Here is a 19,675-nt window from a genome sequence, read left to right as displayed (position 1 = left end):
GTCTACGTCCACCCGCGGGCGTTCCCCGTCTCGGCTGCGACCTCGTCCCGACGGCCCATACAGTGATCCGACAAGCACCGCGGTGGTGCGGCGTGCCCGGGTGGACCGGCGGCCGGTGTGGACGAGAGGTGACGATATGACGTTCCGGCAGGGCGGGAGACTGGACACCAGTGGGGTCTCCGGCGGGGGCCGAGGGGGTCGCCGGGGGATGGCGGTCGGTGGGGGTGTCGGCGGCCTCGTCGTCGTCGTCATCGCGTTGTTCCTCGGCGTCGACCCCGGCCAGCTCGGACTCGACGGCGGTGGCACGGACCCGGGCGCCACCGGCGGACGGGCACAGACCTCCGACTCGGCGCAGCAGTTCCAGGCCCACATCGACCAGTGCGACCTGCAGCAGGCCAACACCGACACCATCTGCCGCGTCGTCGCCACCACCGAGAGCCTCGAGGACGTGTGGAACACCCAGTTGCCCGACCAGATCGGGATGCGCTGGGTCCAGCCCCACACCACCATCTTCACCGGTGCCGTCGACACCGGATGCGGTAGCGCCTCCTCCGACATCGGACCGTTCTACTGCCCGGCCGACGAGAACGTGTACATAGACCCCGCGTTCTTCGACCGGGTCCTCGTGCGCCAGCTCGGTGGCCCACCCTCCGGTGCGGCGCAGATGTACGTCGTCGCCCACGAGTTCGGCCACCACCTGCAGACCATGCTCGGCGACATCCGCCGGTCGCAGCAGGACCCGCAGGGCCCCTCCTCGGGTGCGGTCCGGGTCGAACTCCAGGCCGACTGCTACGCCGGCCTGTGGGCCCACTACGCCACCTCGACCCCGGCTCCCGACGGCGGCCCGCCGCTGCTGGAGAGCCTCACCGGGAGCGACGTGGACGCGATCATCCGGACCGCCGAGGCGATCGGCGACGACCACATCCAGCGCACCGGCGGCGCCCGTGTCGACCCGGGCTCGTGGACCCACGGGTCATCGGAGATGCGCCGACAGTGGTTCCTGACGGGCTACGAGCAGGGCTCGATGCAGGCCTGCGACACCTTCCGCGCACAGCTCTGAGGCGCCCGGCTCTGACGCGCGGGTGGGGCCCCGGTCGCCCGGTCGCGCCGGACGGTCGGGTTCAACGGGAGACGGCCCTGGTCACGTGGTCGACGAGACCCTCCAGGGGCACAGGTTCCTGCTCACCGGTGGCCATCGTCTTGACGACGGCCGTGGAGGTGGCGAGCTCGTTCTCCCCGACGACGACGGTGATCGCCGCGCCGGAGCGGTCCGCGGCCTTAAAGGCGCCCTTCATGCCGCGGTCCCCGTACGCCATGTCCGCGCGGAGCCCGCTGCGGCGGAACTCGGCGAGGACGGGCACCAGAGTCGCCTTGGCCTGCGCGCCGAGGGCCACGCCGTACACGTCGACGCGCCCCTCGGCCGCCGGGTCGATCCCCTCGGCCTGCAGTGCGAGCACCGTCCGGTCCACACCGATACCGAACCCGATGCCGGACAGCGCCTGGCCGCCGAGCTGCTCCATCAGTCCGTCGTAGCGGCCACCGCCACCGATCCCGGACTGGGCGCCGAGGCCGTCGTGCACGAACTCGAAGGTCGTCTTGGTGTAATAGTCCAGGCCCCGCACCATGCGGGGATTGACCTCGTACGCGACGCCCAGCGCGTCCAGGTGCGCCCGAACGGTCGCGAAGTGCTCGGCGCTCGCGTCCGACAGGTGATCGATCATCAGAGGAGCGCCCTCGAGCTGGGCACGCACCTCGGGGCGCTTGTCGTCCAGGACGCGCAGCGGATTGACCCGAGCGCGTTCCCGCGTCGCCTCGTCGAGGTCCAGCCCGGTGAGGAAATCCTGGAGCCGTTCCCGGTAGTCGGGGCGGCACGTCTCGTCCCCGAGTGAGGTGAGCTCGAGGCGGAACCCGGTGAGTCCGAGGGAGCGGAACGCCTCGTCCGCCACGGCGATCACCTCGGCGTCCAGGGCCGGGTCGTCGACGCCGATCGCCTCGATGCCCACCTGCTGGAGCTGGCGGTACCGCCCGGCCTGGGGGCGCTCGTACCGGAAGAAGGGGCCCGCGTAGCAGAGCTTGACCGGGAGCTGGCCCCGGTCCAGCCCGTGTTCGATCACCGCACGCATGACCCCGGCCGTGCCCTCGGGGCGCAGTGTGACGCTCCGGCCGCCCCTGTCGGAGAACGTGTACATCTCCTTGGACACCACGTCCGTCGACTCCCCCACGCCGCGTGCGAACAACGCCGTGTCCTCGAAGATCGGCAGCTCGACGTGTCCGTACCCGGCGCGACGGGCGGCGGTGGTGATGGCGTCCCTGACCGTCACGAACCCGGCGGAGGCCGGAGGCACGTAGTCGGGAACACCCTTGGGTGCCTTGAGTGCGGTGTTCTTGGCGTTGCCGGTCACTGGTGAGGCGTCCTTGGATCTGGAGGGGCGGGTGGGGCTGGTGGGTCTAGAGGTCGCGCAGGAACGGATTCGACCGACGCTCACGACCGATGGTCGTGGACGGCCCGTGCCCGGGCAACACCACGGCGTCGTCGTCCAGGACGAGGAGCTTCTTGGCGATGGACTGCATGAGCACCTCGGTGTCCCCCGCGGGCAGATCGGTGCGTCCCACACCGTCCTGGAACAGTACGTCCCCACCGAGCACGACCAGCCGGGGTCCGTCCTCGGTCTGCACGGTGATCCGGAACGAGACCGAGCCGGGGCTGTGACCCGGGACGTGGTCCACGTCGAAGGTCATCGAGCCGATGGTGAGGGTGTCGCCGTCGAACACCTCGATGACCTCGGCCGGCTCCGTGAAGGTGACGCCCTTGAGCATCGCCGACAGGTCGAGCGAGAGCCCCTTGCCCGGATCGGAGAGCATCTCGCGGTCCTCGGGGTGGATGTAGGCGGGGACCCCGTAGTGATCCGCCACCTGCCGTGCGTTCCAGATGTGGTCGAGGTGCCCGTGCGTGAGCAGCACCGCGCGGGGCCGGAGCCCGGCCTCGGAGATCTGACGACGGACCTGCTCCTCCGCGTCCTGCCCCGGGTCGACGACCACACAGTCGCCCGCGTCGTCCGCCACGATGTAGCAGTTGGTCTGGAACATCCCGGCGGGGAAACCGACGATCTGCACGTCCCGTACTCCCTTTCTCGACACTGTCGGCGCCGTTCGGCGCCCGGTGCCGGGCAACGGCGCCCGACACCGGAGTGGCGTTCGGCCGTCACTACCCGACCTGGTAGACAAGGACCCTGGGCTGGACCGCCGCGTGGGGCTCTTCACGGAGCCCCACCGTACGGGTCCGCCCGTGGAGTCCCAGCCTAGTCCAGGTCCCCAGGAGGGTCAGTGTCCACCAACCAGGAACGCCGAGCCGAGGCGCGCCAACGTCTGCGTGAGCAGATGGAGGCGCAGGCGCGCCGCGAGAAGCAGCTGAAGATCGCCGGTGCCTCGGTCGTGGTGGTGGTCCTCCTCGGCATCGTGGGCGTCGTGGTCTGGAACAAGGCGGAACAGTCCCGGGCCGAGCAGTACGCCGCCGACTGGGTGACCTGTGAGTACCCGCAGGACACCAGTCCGATGGAGAAGGTCGACCCGGCGGAGTTCGAGGACCAGGGGCCCGAGATCGTCGCCGAGGCGCGTCGCTTCAACGAGCAGGTCGACGAGATCGAGGAGTCCAAGCGCGAGATGGACCCCCCGACCGGGGACCAGCCCAGGAGAGGGACGGCCGAGATCGTCGTGACCACCGGTAGCGGTGAGATCCCCCTGACCCTCGATCGTGAGGGCGCCCCCTGCAACGTCGCGAGCTTCGTGCACCTCGCGGAGCAGGAGTACTTCGACGACACCGAGTGCCATCGACTGACGCAGGGCGGGGAGGGTTCGCAGCTGTCGGTCCTGCAGTGTGGTGACCCGACGGGGACCGGGTTCTCGGGCCCCGGGTACTCGATCGTGGACGAGCCGCCCACCGATCTCCCCGTAGCCGAGGACGGTTCGGGTATGTCGGTCTACCCGCGCGGCACGGTCGCCATGGCGAAGTCGCAGGCGCCGAACAGCGCCGGGAGTCAGTTCTTCCTCGTGTACGAGGACTCCATGCTGCCGCCCGAGTACTCCGTGATGGGCACGATCGGTGAGTCCGGTCTGGAGGTCCTCGACGAGATCGCCGATGCCGGGACCAAGAGCGACGACCAGAGCGATCCGGACTACGAGGCACCGCGCCGCCCGGTGGTCATCGAGAAGGTCACGGTCGGCGCCCAGGAGGGCCTGCCCGAGGAGTGACCCCGTAGCACCCGGCCGTCAGTTCCGGCCCCGGCCTCCCGGCCGGGGCCGGTGTCGTCCCACCGGGTCCGCGTCGCCCGACGGGGTCCATGACCGCCGGCCGCGGAAGGATCGGTCAGCCGCGGAGGCGTCGGTCAGTTCGAGGTCATCCGGTAGACGTCGAAGACGCCTTCGACCTTGCGGACCGCGCCGAGGACGTGACCCAGGTGTTTGGGGTCGGCCATCTCGAAGGTGAACCGGGAGATCGCCACCCTGTCGTCGCCCGCGGTCTGCACCGACGCGGACAGGATGTTGACCTTCTCATCGGCCAGGACCTTGGTGATGTCGGAGAGCAGACGGTGGCGGTCGAGGGCCTCCACCTGGATGGCCACGAGGAACACCGCGCCCGGCTGGGGCGCCCATTCGACCTTGACCAGTCGCTCCGGCTCCCGGTGCAGGTCGGAGGCGTTGGTGCAGTCGGTGCGGTGCACGCTGACCGAACCGCCGCGCGTGATGAAACCCAGGACCTGGTCCCCCGGCACCGGGGTGCAGCAGCGGGCGAGCTTGGCGTGGACGTCCTCGACACCGCCCACGAGCACGCCGGCCCCGGAGGTCGTGGGGCGGGGCGGGGTCATGGTCTTGTCGCGGGAGCGGTCGGCCAGTTCCTCGGTGACCTCGTCCACGCCCCCGTGAGCGGCGATGAGACGACCGACCACGGCCTTGGCGGAGACGTGGTTCTCCCCGATCGCCGTGTAGAGCGCGGTGACGTCGGCGAATCCGAGCTCGCGGGACACGCCGGCGAGCGACTCGTTGGAGAAGATGCGGTGGACGGGGACCCCGCCCCGTCGGACCTCACGGGTGATGAGGTCCTTGCCCCGCTCCAGGGCCTCTTCTCGGCGCTCCTTGGCGAACCATTGCCGGATCGAGCTCTTGGCGCGGCCGGAGACCACGAACTTCTGCCAGTCCAGGCTGGGGCCGGCGTTGTGGTCCTTGGAGGTAAAGACCTCCACCACCTCGCCGTTCTCGAGCGGGCGCTCGAGGGCGACGAGTTTGCCGTTGACCCGCGCCCCGATGCAGCGGTGGCCGACCTCGGTGTGGACCGCGTAGGCGAAGTCCACGGGTGTGGCACCGACCGGAAGGTTGATGACGTCTCCCTTGGGGGTGAAGACGAAGATCTCCTTGCTGGTCATCTCGAAGCGCAGGGAGTCCAGGAATTCGCCGGGATCGGCGGCCTCACGCTGCCAGCTGAGCAGTTGCCGCATCCACGCCATCTCGTCGACCTCGGCGGGGTCGCCGTTGTGCTTGCCGCGGGTCTCCTTGTAGCGCCAGTGCGCCGCGATGCCGTACTCCGCGTTGCGGTGCATCTCGTGGGTGCGGATCTGGATCTCGAGGGGTTTGCCGTCGGGTCCGATCACGGTGGTGTGCAACGACCGGTACACGCCGAAGCGGGGCTGGGCGATGTAGTCCTTGAACCTCCCCGGCATCGGCTTCCACGTCGAGTGGACGACCCCGATCGCGGCGTAGCAGTCGCGCACGTCCTCGCACAGGACACGAATGCCCACGAGGTCGTGGATCTCGTCGAACTCCCGACCGCGCACGATCATCTTCTGGTAGATCGACCAGTAGTGCTTGGGTCGGCCCTCGACCCGCGCCTGGATGTGCGCCTTCTCGAGGTCCGCCCTGACCCGGTTGGTCACCGTTTGCAGGTAGACGTCGCGGCTGGGGGCCCGGTCGGCGACGAGCCGCACGATCTCCTGGTACTTCTTCGGCTCGAGGATCGCGAAGGCGAGGTCCTCGAGTTCCCACTTGATGGTCGCCATCCCCAGCCGGTGCGCGAGCGGGGCGATCACCTCGAGGGTCTCCCTCGCCTTCTTGACCTGCTTCTCGGGCGGCAGGAACCGCATCGTGCGCATGTTGTGCAGGCGGTCGGCCACCTTGATCACCAGGACGCGGGGGTCGTGTGCCATCGCGATGATCATCTTGCGGATGGTCTCCGCCTCGGCGGCCTCGCCGAACTCGACCTTGTCCAGCTTGGTGACGCCGTCCACCAGATGGGCGACCTCACCGCCGAAGTCGGCTTCCAGCCGCGCGAGCGAGTAGTCGGTGTCCTCGACCGTGTCGTGCAGCAGCGCTGCCACGAGCGTCGTGGTGTCCATACCCATCTCCGCGCAGATGGTCGCCACGGCGAGTGGGTGGGTGATGTAGGGATCGCCGGATTTGCGGTAGACGCCCTCGTGTTGCTTCTCCGCGAGGGTGTACGCGCGTGCCAGCAGACCGACGTCGGCCTTGGCGTGGTGTATCCGGTGGACGCGCACCAACGGTTCGAGAACCGCCGGCGTGGAGGTGACGGTCAGACCCGAGGTGAGGCGGCGAGCCCACCGCGCACGCACCCGTCGACCGGCGGACGGACGGTTGCCCGGGATCACGGGGAGCGGTTGGGTCGCGGACTGGGGTGTCGCGGGCTGGGGCGCCGGGGGCCGGGGTGTCGAGGGCTGCGGGGTCGAGGGCTGGGGCTGAGCCGTCTGTCCGGGTTGCGCGCCCCCGTCCGGCTGCCCGGCGGGGTCCTGCCGTTGCGTCATCTCCGGCTCCTCCCTCCAGTTCCGGGCCGTCAGGAACGGTCGGCGGTCACGCGACCGTGAGGCAGGTCAGCGGTGTGGCGGCCAGTCTATCCCGCCCCCCGAGGCCGGGGACCTCGAGCACCACGGACAGCCCCGCGACGATCGCCCCACAGTCCTCCAGCAGACCGACCGCGGCGGTGAGGGTCCCCCCGGTGGCGAGGACGTCGTCGACGACGAGGACGCGCTTCCCCCCGAGATCGAGCCCGTCCGCGGGGAGTTCCAACGTGGCGGCGCCGTACTCGAGCTCGTAGGACCGCGAATGCACCGGTGGCGGGAGCTTGCCGGCCTTGCGGATGGCCAGGACACCGGTGTGTAGCCGCACGGCTGCCGCGCCGGCGAGCAGGAACCCCCGGGCGTCGAGCCCGGCGACGTAGTCCACACTGCCGATCTCGTGCCCGGCGATCAGGCCGGCGACGACGGCGTCGAAGCCGTCGGCGTCCGCGAGGACCGGAGTGAGGTCGCAGAACTGGACGCCCGCGGAGGGGAAGTCCTCGACGCGACGCATCAACCGCTCCACGGCCGAACTGATGGCAGGTGAGACGGGGGTGACAGCAGGTTCGGTCATGCGGCGGCCTCGGCCTTCTCGCGTCGGGCCAGGACCTTGGCGGTCTGGCGTCTGATCTCCGGATCGCGGTTCTTGAGCGACACCAGCAGGGGTGTCGCGAGGAAGACCGAGGAGAAGGTGCCGGTGATGATCCCCACCATCTGGACGAGTGCAAGATCCATGAGGGTGCCCACCCCGAGGATCCACACGGCGATCACGACCAGCGCCAGCAGGGGCAGCACGCCGATGATGGTGGTGTGGATCGAACGCATGAGGGTCTGGTTGACACCCAGGTTCGCCTCTTCGGCGTAGGTGCGGCTCGCGGTGTGTCTGATGCCGCGGGTGTTCTCCTCGACCTTGTCGAACACGATCACCGTGTCGTACAGCGAGAAGCCGAGGATGGTCAGCAGACCGATCACGGTGGCCGGGGTGACCTCGAAGCCGACGAGAGAGTAGACGCCGGCGGTGGTCAGTACGTCGAACAGCAGGGCGACGATGGCTGCGGTGGCCATCCGCCATTCGAAGCGGAACGCGATGTAGGCGAAGACGATGACGAGGAACACCCCGAGAGCGATCAGTGCGTTCTCGGTGACCTGCCCTCCCCAGCTCTCCGAGCGCGCGGAGTCGCCGATCGCCTCCACGGAGGCGTCACCGTCGGCCGTGACCGGCCGGAACTCCTCGTAGAGGGCGTTCTTGGCCGCACGGATCTCGTCGCTGGTGAGGAACCGCGTCTCCACCTCGACGATGCGCGCGTCCCCGGCTCCGACGATCTGCACCGTCTGCGGTTCCTCACCCACCGACTCCTCGACCACCGCGGCCACGCGGCTCTTGTCGTGGTCGGCTGCGGGCATGGTGAGCTTGGTGCCACCGGTGAAGTCGATACCGAAGCTGAAGCCACGGAAGATGATGCTCGCCAGGCAGATCGCCACGATCACGGTGGTGAGGACGTAGAACCTCCGGCGGTTCGGGACAATGCCGAACGCCCCGGTACCCGTGTAGAGCCGCGTGAACAGACTGTCGGACCGGCCGGCGGGGGCGGCGGCGCCGCTCCCGGGCTCGGTGGTCGTGGGAGTGCTCATCGGCCCTCCTCCTCATCGGTGGCGGGACGCTCGGTGCGCGGTTCGGTGATGGTGTCGCCGCCCGGGCCGCGGATGGTCGCGGTGACCCCGCGGCCCCGGCCCTGCTCGAGATCGCTCTCGGTCTTCCGGTCGATGCGGCGCTGTTCCGCCGCGGCTGCCTGGAGGTTCTCCATCCGTCCCATCCCGTTCGCCCAGGTCTTGGCGAAGGTGGGTTTGGTGGAGGCGAGGTAGACGAGCGGCCAGGTCACGGTGAACGCGACGAAGACGTCCATGATGGTCGTGAGGCCCAGGGTGAACGCGAATCCGCGCACCTCGCCGCTGGCCAGCAGGTAGAGCACGAGCGCTCCGATGAGGCTGACCATGTTGCCGGTGACGATGGTGCGGCTGGCGCTCTTCCACGCCCGTGGCACCGCGGATCTGAACCGGTGGCCGTCCCGCAGTTCGTCCTTGATGCGCTCGAAGAACACGACGTAGGAATCGGCGGTCATGCCGATACCGATGACGAGGCCCGCGATGCCCGCGAGGTCGAGGCTGTAGTCGACGGTGTATCCGAGGAACACCAACAGGATGTAGGTGAGCAGGAACGACAGGGCCAGCGAGAGGAACGCCAGCACACCGAGCAGGCGGTAGAAGAAGGCCGAGTACGCCAGTACCAGCAGGAATCCGATGGCGCCCGCGAGCAGGCCCGCCTCGAGCGAGGCCAGACCGAGGGACGCCGGGACGTTGTCGACGTTGGGGTCCTCGAAGGAGATGGGCAGGGCACCGTAGCGCAGGTTCGCGGCGAGAGAGGCCGCCTCGTCCGTGCTGAAGTCACCGGTGATGGAGGTCGCCGAACCGACCGGCGTGACGCCCTGGACGACGGGCGCGCTGATGACCTCGCCGTCGAGGAGGATGGCGATCTGCCGCTGGAGGTTCTCCTGGGTCAAGCGGGACCAGGTGGCGCTTCCCTGCTCACCGGGTCCGGCGTTGAACCGGAAGGAGACCTCGTTCTTGGCGGCCTGCTGGTTGAACCCGGAACTGACGGAGTCCTTGACGATCTGTTGCCCGTCGAGCCGCTTCCCGTCCTCCGGTTCCCCGATGAGCAACGGGACCGGGCCGAGGACGTACTTGGCGCCCTCACCGCAGGCGATGAGGGCCTGGGACGGGTCGTCGAAGCCGGCCAGGACATCGCGCTCCGGGCAGCGGAAGGTCGCGAGGGTCTCGGTGAGCTCCTGCGGGTCGCCCTGGCGGAGCTCGCGGGCCTCCTCGACCTCCCTGGCGACGGCGTCGCGGTCCCCCTTGGCGGCGGGCACGGGCTCGACGTCGCCCTCGGCGACGGGCTGGACCTGCAGCACGGGACGGATCGTCAGCTGCGAGGTGGTGCCGAGGTCACGGGCCTGGCTGGAGTCCTCACCGGGGACCGTGAGGACGATGTTGCTGCCCTCGATGACGACCGAGGTCCCGGCGACGCCGAGCCCGTCGACCCGGTCGCGGATGATGTCCTGGGCCAGTCGCAGGTCCGCCTCGTCGGGGTCCCCCTTGGGGATCAGCGTGACGCGGGTACCGCCCTGCAGATCGATGCCCAGCTTCGGCGTCAGGCCGCGCTCGGCGACGGCGAAGGCGCCGAGGAAGATGATGAACAGCACCAGGAAGAACGCGGACAGCAGCGCCCACGGTCTGGGGCGGGCGTCGGCGCCTCGAGGACGAGCTGGTGACACAGGTGATCTCTCTCGGTCTTCGTCTGGGGCCTCCGGCTGGAGGGCCCCATTACACTACTCGCCGGTCGTGGCCTACCGGGAATCCGCGGCACCGGTGCCGGTGTCGGCTCCGGGGGTCGTACCGGCGTCGATCTTCTCGCGGATGACGCGTCGGTCCCACTGGGTGCGGACGCCCTCGGCGATCTCCAGTTCCACGGTCTCGTCGCCCACGGAGACGATGGTCGCGCGCAGGCCTGAGGTGGTGAGCACGCGATCGCCCGCCGTCAGTGAGGCCTGCATCTCCCGCATGTCCTTCATCGCCCTGCGCTGTCTCGTGCTCTGCAGGACCATCAGCACGATCAGCACGACGATCATCAACGGCAGCAGCAGTTCCAGTCCCATTCGGGTCCTCCTGACATGGACCCGCCGGTTCCGGGTCGCTGGCGGGTCCGGGCTACGGACGGTCTCGTCCGAGGATGCCAGCCCGGGGCTCAACCGCGCGCGCCGGGGCCCCGGTCGACCTCGACCGGCAACATCGGGTCCCCGGCCGCCCTGTCGGGCCCTGGCCGGGTGAGGCCCAGGTGCTCCCACGCCGCGGCGGTCGCGATGCGCCCGCGGGGGGTGCGTGCGAGCAGACCCGCCCGGACGAGGAAGGGTTCGCACACCTCCTCCAGGGTGGTGGACTCCTCCCCCACCGCCACGGCCAGGGTGCTCAGCCCCACCGGGCCCCCCTCGTGCTGGACGAGGAGCGCCCTGAGGACCGCGCGGTCGAGACGGTCGAGACCCAGCTCGTCGACCTCGTACACCTCGAGGGCGGCCCTGGCGACGGGCACGGTGATGCGACCGTCGGCCCGGACCTCGGCGAAGTCGCGGACCCGTCGCAGGAGCCGGTTGGCGATCCGGGGTGTGCCCCGCGACCGGCCGGCGATCTCCAGCGCGGCATCGGGCTCCACGGGAATGGCGAGGATGTCCGCCGCGCGGGTGACGATCCTGGCGAGGTCGGCGTCCGTGTAGAAGTCCATGTGCGCGGTGAACCCGAACCTGTCGCGCAGCGGACCGGTCAGCGCACCGGATCGCGTGGTGGCACCGACCAGGGTGAACGGGGCGATCTCCAGCGGGATCGAGGTGGCCCCGGGCCCTTTGCCCACCATGATGTCGATCCGGAAGTCCTCCATCGCGAGATAGAGCATCTCCTCGGCCGGGCGCGCGATGCGGTGGATCTCGTCGATGAACAGGACGTCGCCCTCAATGAGATTGGACAGCATCGCGGCGAGGTCGCCGGGTCGTTCGAGGGCGGGACCGGAGGTGATCCGTAGTGAGCCGCCGAGTTCCGCCGCGACGATCATCGCGAGACTCGTCTTGCCCAGCCCGGGAGGCCCGGAGAAGAGCAGATGGTCGGGCACGACCCCACGGCGGGTGGCGGCGGTGAGGACCAGGTCCAGTTGCTCCCGGACCGTCTCCTGGCCGATGAACTCGCCCAGGCTGCGAGGTCGGAGGGCACCCTCGACGTCGGTGTCGAACGGGGTCGCGGTCGCGGACAGCTCGCCCTCGTGGCCCGCCCCGTCGTCGGCGTCGGGGGAACGCCCGTCGCCGGGCGCGTCGAACGGTCCCGCCATCAGCGCTTACCGAGTGACTTGAGGGCCAGTCGCAGGGCCTGCGCCGGGTCGAGGTCCGGCTCGGCCGCGAGCACCGCGGTGGCGGTCTTCTCGGCCTCCGCGGACGAGAAGCCCAGGCCCTCGAGTGCCTCTGCGACCTCGGTCGCGGCCGACCCGCCGGTCGTGTCGCCCTGGATCCCCACGGAGCCACCGTCAGACACGGGACCGACCTTGTCCTTGAGTTCCAGCACCATGCGTTCGGCCGTGCGCTTGCCCACGCCGGGGACGCGGGTCAACGCCGTGACGTCCCCGGTTCCGAGGGCCCGGACGAGGGCCTCCGGCTCGAGGGTCGCGACGATCGCCAGTGCCAGTCGTGGTCCGACGCCGGAGACGGTCTGCACGGTGAGGAACAACTGACGCGCGTCCACCGAGTCGAATCCGTACAGGGTGAGCGAGTCCTCGCGCACCACCAGCTCCGTGTGGAGCATCCCCTCCGCCCCGCGCCGGAGACCGGCGAGCGCCGCGGGGGTCGCGTGAACGAGCACCCCGACTCCCCCGGTCTCCACAACGCAGCGGTCCAGGCCGATCTCGGCCACGGTCCCCCGGATCGAGGCGATCACCAGCGCACTCCCTTCGTCCGCGCCATGCCCCGGGCCGCGGCCCGGGCGCGCTCCTGATCGGCGGCCGCGCTGCGACCACCGTGTGTGTTCGACGTGGCGGCGTCCCGTGCCGCCGCCACCTTCGACTCGAATCCGGCCCGGGACCGCGCGACGTGGCCGTCCAGCGCGGCGACCCGGCCCTGCATGGGCGCCCGCCAGCTGTGGCACACGGCGAGCGCGAGGGCGTCGGCCGCGTCCGCCGGGCTGGGGGGCTTCTGCAGGCCGAGGATCCGGGTGATCATCAGGGTCATCTGCTTCTTGTCCGCGCGCCCGCTGCCGGTGATGGCCGCCTTGACCTCGGAGGGCGTGTGGAAGGCCACCGGGATGTCGCGATAGGCGGCGGCCAGTGCCACGACGCCGGCGGCCTGGGCCGTGCCCATGGCGGTGGAGACCTGGTTCTGGGCGAAGACCCGCTCGATGGCGACCACGTCCGGGCGGTGGATCTCCATCCACTCGTCCGCCACGGCGTGGACCGCCCGCAGGCGCCTCTCGAGTGGTTCCTGGGCGGTCGTCCGCACCACGTCCACGTCCAACGCCGTGACGGCCCGACCCGGCTCGGTCTCGATCAGCGCGAGCCCGCACCGGGTCAGTCCCGGGTCCACACCCATCACGCGCATAGCGACCTTTCGCCGACCAGTGGTAGAACCTACGTTCGAGACCCTACCAGTGGGCCGCCCGTCAGGCGTTGAGCGCCGCCAGCACGTCGTCCGGCACGTCGAGGTTCGAGTAGACGTTCTGGACGTCGTCGGAGTCCTCGAGCGCGTCGATGAGCTTGAAGACCTTGGTGGCGCCGTCGGCGTCGACCGTCACCTCGACCGAGGCGCGGAACCCGGACTCGGCCGAGTCGTAGTCGATGCCGGCCTCCTGGAGCGCGGTGCGCACCCGGACGAGGTCGGTGGGTTCGCAGACCACCTCGAACTGCTCGCCGAGGTCGTTGACCTCCTCGGCCCCGGCCTCGAGTACGGCCATGAGGACGTCGTCCTCCTCGAGCTCACCCTTGTCCAGCACGATCTCGCCCTTGCGGGTGAACAGGTAGGCCACCGAACCGGGGTCGGCGAGGTTGCCGCCGTTGCGGGTCATCGCCGTGCGCACCTCGCCTGCGGCGCGGTTGCGGTTGTCGGTCAGACACTCGATGAGCAGGGCCACGCCGTTCGGGCCGTACCCCTCGTACATGATGGTCTCCCACTCGGCGCCGCCCGCCTCCTCGCCGGCGCCACGTCTGCGCGCGCGCTCGACGTTGTCGCCCGGGACAGAGTTCTTCTTGGCCTTCTGGATGGCGTCGTAGAGCGTGGGGTTGCCGGCTGGGTCACCGCCGCCCGTACGGGCCGCCACCTCGATGTTCTTGACGAGCTTGGCGAAGAGTTTGCCGCGCTTGGCGTCGATCGCGGCCTTCTTGTGCTTGGTGGTGGCCCACTTGGAATGGCCTGACATGGGATGTTCCGCCCTCCGGGGGTGTCAGTCCGGGCCGACCTCGGTTGGCCGCCCGGTGCGATGTGTCGCTGACTGGCCAGTCTACGAGGTCGACTGCCGCACCATGTCGACGAAGTACCGGTGAACGCGCACATCGTCGGTCACCTCGGGGTGGAAGGAGGTCGCCAGGGCGTTGCCCTGCCGCACCGCGACCACGTGATCGTGGCCGTCGGAGGCGCGGACGCGGGCGAGTACCTCCACGTCGGGGCCCACCGTCTCGACCCAGGGTGCGCGGATGAACACGGTCCGAACCGGGTCGGCGCCGAGGGCGTCGACGACGAGGTCGGCCTCGAACGAGTCGACCTGCCGTCCGAAGGCGTTCCGACGGACGGTCATGTCGATCGCGGAGAACCAGGTGGCGTCCGCCCGGGTGTCCAGGACGACCGACGCCAGCAGGATCATGCCCGCGCAGGAGCCGTAGACCGGCATGCCGCCGGAGATCCTCTCGGCCACCGGTTCGTACATGTCGTAGACGTCCAGAAGCCGACTCATCGCGGTGGATTCCCCGCCGGGCAGGATGAGTCCGTCCACGCCGTCGAGTTCGGAGCGCCGGCGGACGGCCACGGCCCGCGCGCCGACGGACTCGAGGTGGCGGACGTGTTCGGCGACATCGCCCTGGAGGGCGAGGACACCGACGGTCGGGGCGTCCGCGCTCACTTCTTCGACGGGTCGTCGGTGGTGCTCACCGGGAACGGCTGCGCACCCGGGCGCAGGCGCCGGGACAGTCCCTCCTGGGTGACGGCAGCGACGAGCCTGCCGGAGCGGTCGAAGATCCGCCCCTGGGTGAGGGCGCGCCCCCCGAACGCCGACGGCGAGGTCTGGTCGTACAGCAACCAGTCATCGGCCCGGAAGGGGCGCATGAACCACATGGCGTGGTCGAGCGAGGCGTCCTGGGTGGGCTCGTCGGGGTGCGGGACCTTGGCCGAGCCCAACAGCGTCATGTCCGACATGTACGCGAGCGTGCACACGTGGAAGTTCGGATCGTCCGGCAGCGCGTCGACGCTCCGGAACCACACCCGCTGCTGCGAGGCCAACGCCGAACTCGTCTCCAGGCGGTCCCGGGGGACGATCCGGATGTCCCACTGGGCCCATTCCTCGGCGAAGATGCGGTGGGCCTCGTCGAGGTCGTCGATCGTCGGGACGTCGATCTCCTCGGGCCCCACGACCCGGGGCATCGAGTCCTGGTGCTCGATGCCCTCCTGGTCGACCAGGTGGAAGGAGGCCGACATGGAGAAGATCGGCTCCCCCTCCTGGATGGCGGTGACACGGCGGGTGGCGAAGCTGCGACCGTCCCGGAGGCGGTCGACCTGGAAGACGGTCGGCACGTCGGGGATGCCCGGCCGGATGAAGTACCCGTGCAGGGAGTGGACGTGCTTGTCGGAGTCCACGGTCCGGACCGCGGCGACGAGGGTCTGACCGGCGACCTGGCCGCCGAAGGTCCGCTGCAGGTGCGTGCGGATGGCCGGTCCCCGGAAGAGGTCGCGGTCTATCCGCTCGATCTCGAGGATGTCCTCGATCTTCGCCACCGGCGGGTCACCAGCCCCGCTCGGCGAGCCGGTGGGGCTCGGGGATGTCGTCGACGTTGATGCCGACCATGGCCTCGCCGAGGCCGCGGGAGATGGTCGCGAGCATCTCCGGATCGTCGTGGAAGGTCGTCGCCTTGACGATCGCCTTGGCCCGCTCGGAGGGGTTGCCGGACTTGAAGATGCCGGAACCGACGAACACGCCCTCGGCACCGAGCTGCATCATCATCGCGGCGTCGGCCGGGGTGGCGATGCCGCCCGCGGTGAACAGGACCACGGGGAGCTTGCCGGTCTCAGCGACCTCCTTGACCAGCTCGTACGGCGCCTGGAGCTCCTTGGCGGCCACATACAGCTCGTCGGACGGCAGGCTCTGCAGCGTGCGGATCTGCTGCCGGATCTGGCGCATGTGGGTGGTGGCGTTGGAGACGTCACCGGTGCCGGCCTCGCCCTTGGAGCGGATCATCGCCGCGCCCTCGGTGATGCGGCGCAGGGCCTCGCCGAGGTTGGTGGCGCCACAGACGAACGGCACGGTGAAGCCGAACTTGTCGATGTGGTTGGCGTAGTCGGCCGGGGTGAGGACCTCGGACTCGTCGACGTAGTCCACGCCGAGGGCCTGGAGGATCTGCGCCTCGACGAAGTGCCCGATGCGGGCCTTGGCCATCACGGGGATGGAGACGGCCTCGATGATGCCGTCGATGAGGTCGGGGTCGCTCATGCGGGCGACGCCGCCCTGTGCCCGGATGTCGGCGGGGACGCGCTCGAGGGCCATCACGGCCACGGCGCCGGCGTCCTCGGCGATCTTCGCCTGCTCGGCGGTGACGACGTCCATGATGACGCCGCCCTTGAGCATCTCGGCCATACCTCGCTTGACGCGTGCGGTTCCGGTGGTGTTCTCGCTGGACTGCGGGTCGCTCACGAAATAGGCCTTTCCTGGCTCAGACGACGTGTGACAGGGGTCCAGTGTAGGTCTCCCTCACCCCGGCGCCCCAACCGCCGCCCCACCGGGGTTGGTCAGGCCTGCGGTGGCGGCGCGTCGACGAGTTCGACGTACCCCGGCATCGGGGCCCGGCCGGCCAGTCGCAGGAGGCGGACCGGGGCCTGTTCCCGCAGACTGCGGGTGTCACGGACGGCGTCGTTGTAGAAGCGCCGGGCCATGGAGACGCGATCCGAGGCGTCCTCCAGCTCGGCGGCGAGATCGTCGGGCAGCGCGTCCGTGTCGACCCCGGACAGGACCACGCCGAGGGTGTTCTCCGCGACCTCGGCGTCGGGCTCGGCGGGGTCGTCCGGCGCGCCGCCCGTGTCGCGGCGACGTCGGTGGTCCGGGTGCGGCGCGGGGTCCGGCCCGGTGATCGCGCCCGGAGGGTGGGCGCGGGCGTGCGCGAGAGCCCGCGCCAGGCGGTCCGCGCCCGCCGGGTCCCGCGCCGAGAGGTCGCGGGCGACGGCGGCGGCGACCGTGTGGCGTCGCTCCAGGGCCCCGGTCAGGGCGGCGCGGGCCAGGTCGGTGCGGATGTGGAGGCGGTCCAGGCGGTGGGCGGTGAGGTACGCGGAGAGCAACGCCGCGAGCGCGGCGACGAGGACGACGACGACGAGGACGATCAGTTCAGCGGACACGCAGCGTCTCCCCCGGGCCGCGGATGGTCTCGTACACGCGCACCACCCGGTCGGCGACGACGGGCCAGTCGTACTCCCGGACCGCCTGGAGACCGCGCGTGCGGAGATCGGCACGCCGTCCGGGGTCGGTGAGGACCCTCGTGAGTGCGGCGGCGAGGGCGTCGGCGTCGCCGACCGTGGCGAGTTCCCCGCACTCGCCGTCCCGGAGGACCCGGCGGAACGCGTCGAGGTCGGCGGCCACCACGGCGGTCCCGGCGGCCATGGCCTCCACGAGCACGATGCCGAAGCTCTCCCCTCCGGTGTTGGGTGCGCAGTAGGCGTCCGCGGCGGCCAGCACCGCGGCCTTGCGGGTGTCGTCGACCCGGCCGAGGAATTCCACGTCCAACCCGACCGGGAGGGTGGCGCGCAGTGCCCGCTCGTCGCCGTCGCCCATGACCCTCAGCCGCAGATCCGGGACGTCCCGCAGGACGGCGGGGAGCGCCGCGGCGAGTACCCCCATCCCCTTGCGGGGTTCGTCGTAGCGGCCGAGGAACGCCACGGTCGGTGCGTCGGTCGGCTCGGCGGAGGTGTCGACGTCGGTGAACGCGGACACGTCGACGCCGTTGGGGATCTCGACGGCGTCGGAGCCCAGGGCCTCCATCTGCCAGCGGCGCGCCAGGGTCGACACCGCGATCCGACCGCGGATCTTCTCGAGCAGCGGGGCCAGGACCCCGTCGGCGGCGCCGAGGATCATCGACCCCGTGGTGGAGGTGTGGAACGTGGCCGTGATGGGCCCAGAGGACATCGCCAGGGCGAACATGCCGACGCCCGGGGCGTTGGGTTCGTGGATGTGCAGGACGTCCAGCGGTTGCTCGCGGAGCCACTGTCGGGTGGCCTGCCAGGTGGAGGGGCCGAAGCTGAGCCGGGCCACGGACCCGTTGTAGGGGATCGGGACGCCCGGCCCCGTCAGGGTCATCCCGGAAACCGGCGCGCTGCCGGGACTGCCCGGGGCCAGGACCCGGACAGTGTGTCCGCGGCGTCGCAACTCCTCGGTCAGGTCCACGACGTGGGCCTGCACCCCGCCCGGGGCGTCGAACGAGTAGGGGCAGATCATGCCGATGCGCACGGCGGGGTCAGCGCTCGATCCGCGCACGCCGCTCGGCCGGCAGGTCGTCCAGCCACAGTGGCTGGAGCATGTGCCAGTCCGCGGGGTGCCGGGCGATCCCCTCGGCGAACAGGTCGGCCATCGCCTGGACCGCCGGTTCGATACCACCTGAGACGTCGATGGGCGGGGTGATGCGGACCCGCATCGTCTCCTCGTCGGCGTACCAGAACTGGGCGACCAGCAGCGGCGCGCCGGTCTCCACCGCGAGCCGGGCCGCACCCGCGGGCATGCGCGTCTGCTCGCCGAAGAACGTCACGGGCACCCCGGTCCGGCGCAGGTCCCGCTCCCCCGGTAGGCAGACGATCCCGCCCCCTGCGAGGTACTCGCGCAGGGCGTCCAGCGGCGGGGTGGGTCCGCCCGTGTGCGGGTAGATGGTGAAGCCCAGGCCCTCGCGGAAGTCCAGGAAGCGCTGGTACAGCGATTCCGGCTCGAGTCTCTCGGCGACGGTGGCGAACCCGCCGTAGCGTCGCGCCAGCCAGGTGCCGCCCAGGTCCCAGTTGGCCGAGTGCGGCAGCGCGACGACCACCCCGCGCCCCTGCTCGAGCGCCGCGTCGAGGTTCTCGACCCCGGCGATCGTCCGGTCCATCTCGCGGGCTACGGCCTCGCGATCCATGGAGGGCAGGCGGAACGCCTCGCGCCAGTAGCGGGCGTAGGAGCGGAGGGAATCCCGGATCAGCTGGTCGGGGACCTCGGCCGGGGCGACCCCGAGGACGCGGGCCAGGTTCCGGCGCAGCTGCGAGTCCGGACCCTGTCGGCGGGCCGCAAGATCGGCGCCCGTTCGGAAGAGGGTGCGCGCGACCGGCTCGGGCAGGCCGCGCACCACGGCCCATCCGGCGGCGTACCCGAGATCGGTCAGGCGATCGCCGAGTGCGCTCATCGGTCTCCCACCGCAGGGGCATCGCTACGCGCCACGCGTTCGAGGTAGTCGGTGCGGCCGCCCCACACCCGCTGGATCACCGTGACGAAACTACCCACCGCGACGGCGGTCAGCCCGACCTCGAGCGCCCACGGCACCCCCAGCCCCTCGAGGCCGGCGCCGAGCAGGATGAGGACCAGGCGATCGGCGCGCTCCATCAGCCCGCCCGGTGTGTGCAGCCCGCCCGCGTCGGCGCGGGCCTTGGAGTAGGACACCACCTGGGACAGGATCAGGCAGGCCAGGAGCATGACCAGCGCGTACCGGTTGTCGGGCTCGGTGTGGACCAGCCACCACACCAGCGACGCCAGGATCACGCCGTCCGCGACCCGATCGGAGACAGCGTCGACCAGGGCCCCGTACGGTGACCCGCCCCCGCTCGCGCGGGCGACCGCACCGTCCACCAGATCGAACAGGGTGCACAGTGCGATGACGATCGCGCCGGCCACCAGGTGACCGGGTCCGAACAGGGTGATCGCCGCGGCGCAGGTCAGCAGGAGGCCGGCGAGGGTGATCCCGTTGGCGGTGACGCCGCTGCGGACGAGGAACGCCGCCAGGGGGTGGGCCACCCTGGCGACCCCCGACCTTCCGTACTCGCTGAGCATTCGACTCCCTG

At 70.6% G+C, this 19,675-nt stretch carries 20 protein-coding genes; 2 read left to right on the top strand and 18 right to left on the bottom strand.

Annotated features, from left to right (window positions below; translation table 11 throughout):
• Positions 1-136 precede the first annotated feature (136 nt).
• Entirely contained in the window at positions 137-1,060 is a 924-nt protein-coding gene (locus Q2K20_RS07955; protein WP_069389869.1) for a neutral zinc metallopeptidase, read from the top strand.
• A gap of 61 nt (positions 1,061-1,121) precedes the next feature.
• Here the strand turns inward: Q2K20_RS07955 and hisS are convergent, their stop codons facing one another.
• Both hisS and Q2K20_RS07945 read right to left on the bottom strand, forming a co-directional pair.
• The gene (gene hisS, locus Q2K20_RS07950) at positions 1,122-2,402 is read right to left on the bottom strand and encodes a histidine--tRNA ligase (protein WP_069389870.1); all 1,281 of its coding nucleotides are present in this window, start codon (positions 2,400-2,402) and stop codon (positions 1,122-1,124) included.
• Positions 2,403-2,448: 46 nt separating this feature from the next.
• The gene (locus tag Q2K20_RS07945) at positions 2,449-3,114 is read right to left on the bottom strand and encodes an MBL fold metallo-hydrolase (protein WP_269501462.1); all 666 of its coding nucleotides are present in this window, start codon (positions 3,112-3,114) and stop codon (positions 2,449-2,451) included.
• Between the two features lie 210 nt (positions 3,115-3,324).
• Here Q2K20_RS07945 and Q2K20_RS07940 point away from each other — a divergent pair, with 210 nt between their 5' ends.
• Complete coding sequence (locus Q2K20_RS07940; RefSeq protein ID WP_317176764.1) at positions 3,325-4,248, top strand: peptidylprolyl isomerase; 924 nt, start codon at positions 3,325-3,327, stop codon at positions 4,246-4,248.
• Positions 4,249-4,382: 134 nt separating this feature from the next.
• On the opposite strand, the gene Q2K20_RS07935 is transcribed toward Q2K20_RS07940, so the two are convergent.
• From Q2K20_RS07935 to pgsA, 16 genes are all read right to left on the bottom strand, one after another.
• The gene (locus Q2K20_RS07935) at positions 4,383-6,806 is read right to left on the bottom strand and encodes a RelA/SpoT family protein (RefSeq protein ID WP_159148720.1); all 2,424 of its coding nucleotides are present in this window, start codon (positions 6,804-6,806) and stop codon (positions 4,383-4,385) included.
• A gap of 46 nt (positions 6,807-6,852) precedes the next feature.
• Complete coding sequence (locus Q2K20_RS07930; RefSeq protein ID WP_159148721.1) at positions 6,853-7,410, bottom strand: adenine phosphoribosyltransferase; 558 nt, start codon at positions 7,408-7,410, stop codon at positions 6,853-6,855.
• On the bottom strand, positions 7,407-8,468 hold the full coding sequence (gene secF, locus Q2K20_RS07925; RefSeq protein WP_159148722.1) for a protein translocase subunit SecF: 1,062 nt from the start codon (positions 8,466-8,468) through the stop codon (positions 7,407-7,409). Before secF ends, Q2K20_RS07930 begins: the two co-directional genes overlap by 4 nt.
• Positions 8,465-10,165, bottom strand: coding sequence for a protein translocase subunit SecD (secD, locus tag Q2K20_RS07920; RefSeq protein WP_390890240.1), 1,701 nt, complete (start codon positions 10,163-10,165; stop codon positions 8,465-8,467). The genes secF and secD overlap by 4 nt, the downstream gene beginning before the upstream one ends.
• Before the next feature lie 72 nt (positions 10,166-10,237).
• Entirely contained in the window at positions 10,238-10,546 is a 309-nt protein-coding gene (gene yajC / locus Q2K20_RS07915; protein ID WP_159148723.1) for a preprotein translocase subunit YajC, read from the bottom strand.
• 89 nt (positions 10,547-10,635) lie between these two features.
• On the bottom strand, positions 10,636-11,760 hold the full coding sequence (gene ruvB, locus Q2K20_RS07910; RefSeq protein ID WP_159148724.1) for a Holliday junction branch migration DNA helicase RuvB: 1,125 nt from the start codon (positions 11,758-11,760) through the stop codon (positions 10,636-10,638).
• Complete coding sequence (gene ruvA, locus Q2K20_RS07905; RefSeq protein ID WP_069389874.1) at positions 11,760-12,359, bottom strand: Holliday junction branch migration protein RuvA; 600 nt, start codon at positions 12,357-12,359, stop codon at positions 11,760-11,762. The genes ruvB and ruvA overlap by 1 nt, the downstream gene beginning before the upstream one ends.
• Complete coding sequence (locus tag Q2K20_RS07900) at positions 12,356-13,015, bottom strand: crossover junction endodeoxyribonuclease RuvC (protein ID WP_269501449.1); 660 nt, start codon at positions 13,013-13,015, stop codon at positions 12,356-12,358. Before Q2K20_RS07900 ends, ruvA begins: the two co-directional genes overlap by 4 nt.
• Before the next feature lie 61 nt (positions 13,016-13,076).
• A complete protein-coding gene (locus tag Q2K20_RS07895) occupies positions 13,077-13,829 on the bottom strand; it encodes a YebC/PmpR family DNA-binding transcriptional regulator (RefSeq protein ID WP_067717865.1) in 753 nt (250 codons plus the stop codon).
• Between the two features lie 81 nt (positions 13,830-13,910).
• The gene (pdxT, locus tag Q2K20_RS07890; RefSeq protein WP_067717862.1) at positions 13,911-14,525 is read right to left on the bottom strand and encodes a pyridoxal 5'-phosphate synthase glutaminase subunit PdxT; all 615 of its coding nucleotides are present in this window, start codon (positions 14,523-14,525) and stop codon (positions 13,911-13,913) included.
• Positions 14,522-15,394 (bottom strand): acyl-CoA thioesterase, encoded by an 873-nt coding sequence (locus tag Q2K20_RS07885; protein WP_067717859.1) that lies wholly within the window; start codon positions 15,392-15,394, stop codon positions 14,522-14,524. Before Q2K20_RS07885 ends, pdxT begins: the two co-directional genes overlap by 4 nt.
• Positions 15,395-15,401: 7 nt before the next feature.
• Positions 15,402-16,307 carry a pyridoxal 5'-phosphate synthase lyase subunit PdxS gene (pdxS, locus tag Q2K20_RS07880; RefSeq protein WP_067717857.1) on the bottom strand — a complete coding sequence of 302 codons (906 nt, stop codon included), beginning with the start codon at positions 16,305-16,307 and terminating at the stop codon, positions 15,402-15,404.
• Between the two features lie 95 nt (positions 16,308-16,402).
• The gene (locus Q2K20_RS07875; protein WP_269501441.1) at positions 16,403-17,002 is read right to left on the bottom strand and encodes an NUDIX hydrolase; all 600 of its coding nucleotides are present in this window, start codon (positions 17,000-17,002) and stop codon (positions 16,403-16,405) included.
• A complete protein-coding gene (locus Q2K20_RS07870; protein WP_269501569.1) occupies positions 16,992-18,107 on the bottom strand; it encodes a glycosyltransferase family 4 protein in 1,116 nt (371 codons plus the stop codon). Before Q2K20_RS07870 ends, Q2K20_RS07875 begins: the two co-directional genes overlap by 11 nt.
• 7 nt (positions 18,108-18,114) lie before the next feature.
• Entirely contained in the window at positions 18,115-19,023 is a 909-nt protein-coding gene (locus Q2K20_RS07865; protein WP_269501438.1) for a phosphatidylinositol mannoside acyltransferase, read from the bottom strand.
• Positions 19,020-19,664: a phosphatidylinositol phosphate synthase gene (gene pgsA / locus Q2K20_RS07860; RefSeq protein WP_067717846.1), complete on the bottom strand. Its 645-nt coding sequence runs from the start codon at positions 19,662-19,664 to the stop codon at positions 19,020-19,022. The genes Q2K20_RS07865 and pgsA overlap by 4 nt, the downstream gene beginning before the upstream one ends.
• Between the last annotated feature and the right edge of the window lie 11 nt (positions 19,665-19,675).

It is taken from the genome of Dietzia sp. IN118 (assembly GCF_032905965.1).
GTDB lineage: Bacteria > Actinomycetota > Actinomycetes > Mycobacteriales > Mycobacteriaceae > Dietzia > Dietzia kunjamensis.
This window is presented reverse-complemented; position numbering and strand designations above follow the sequence as displayed.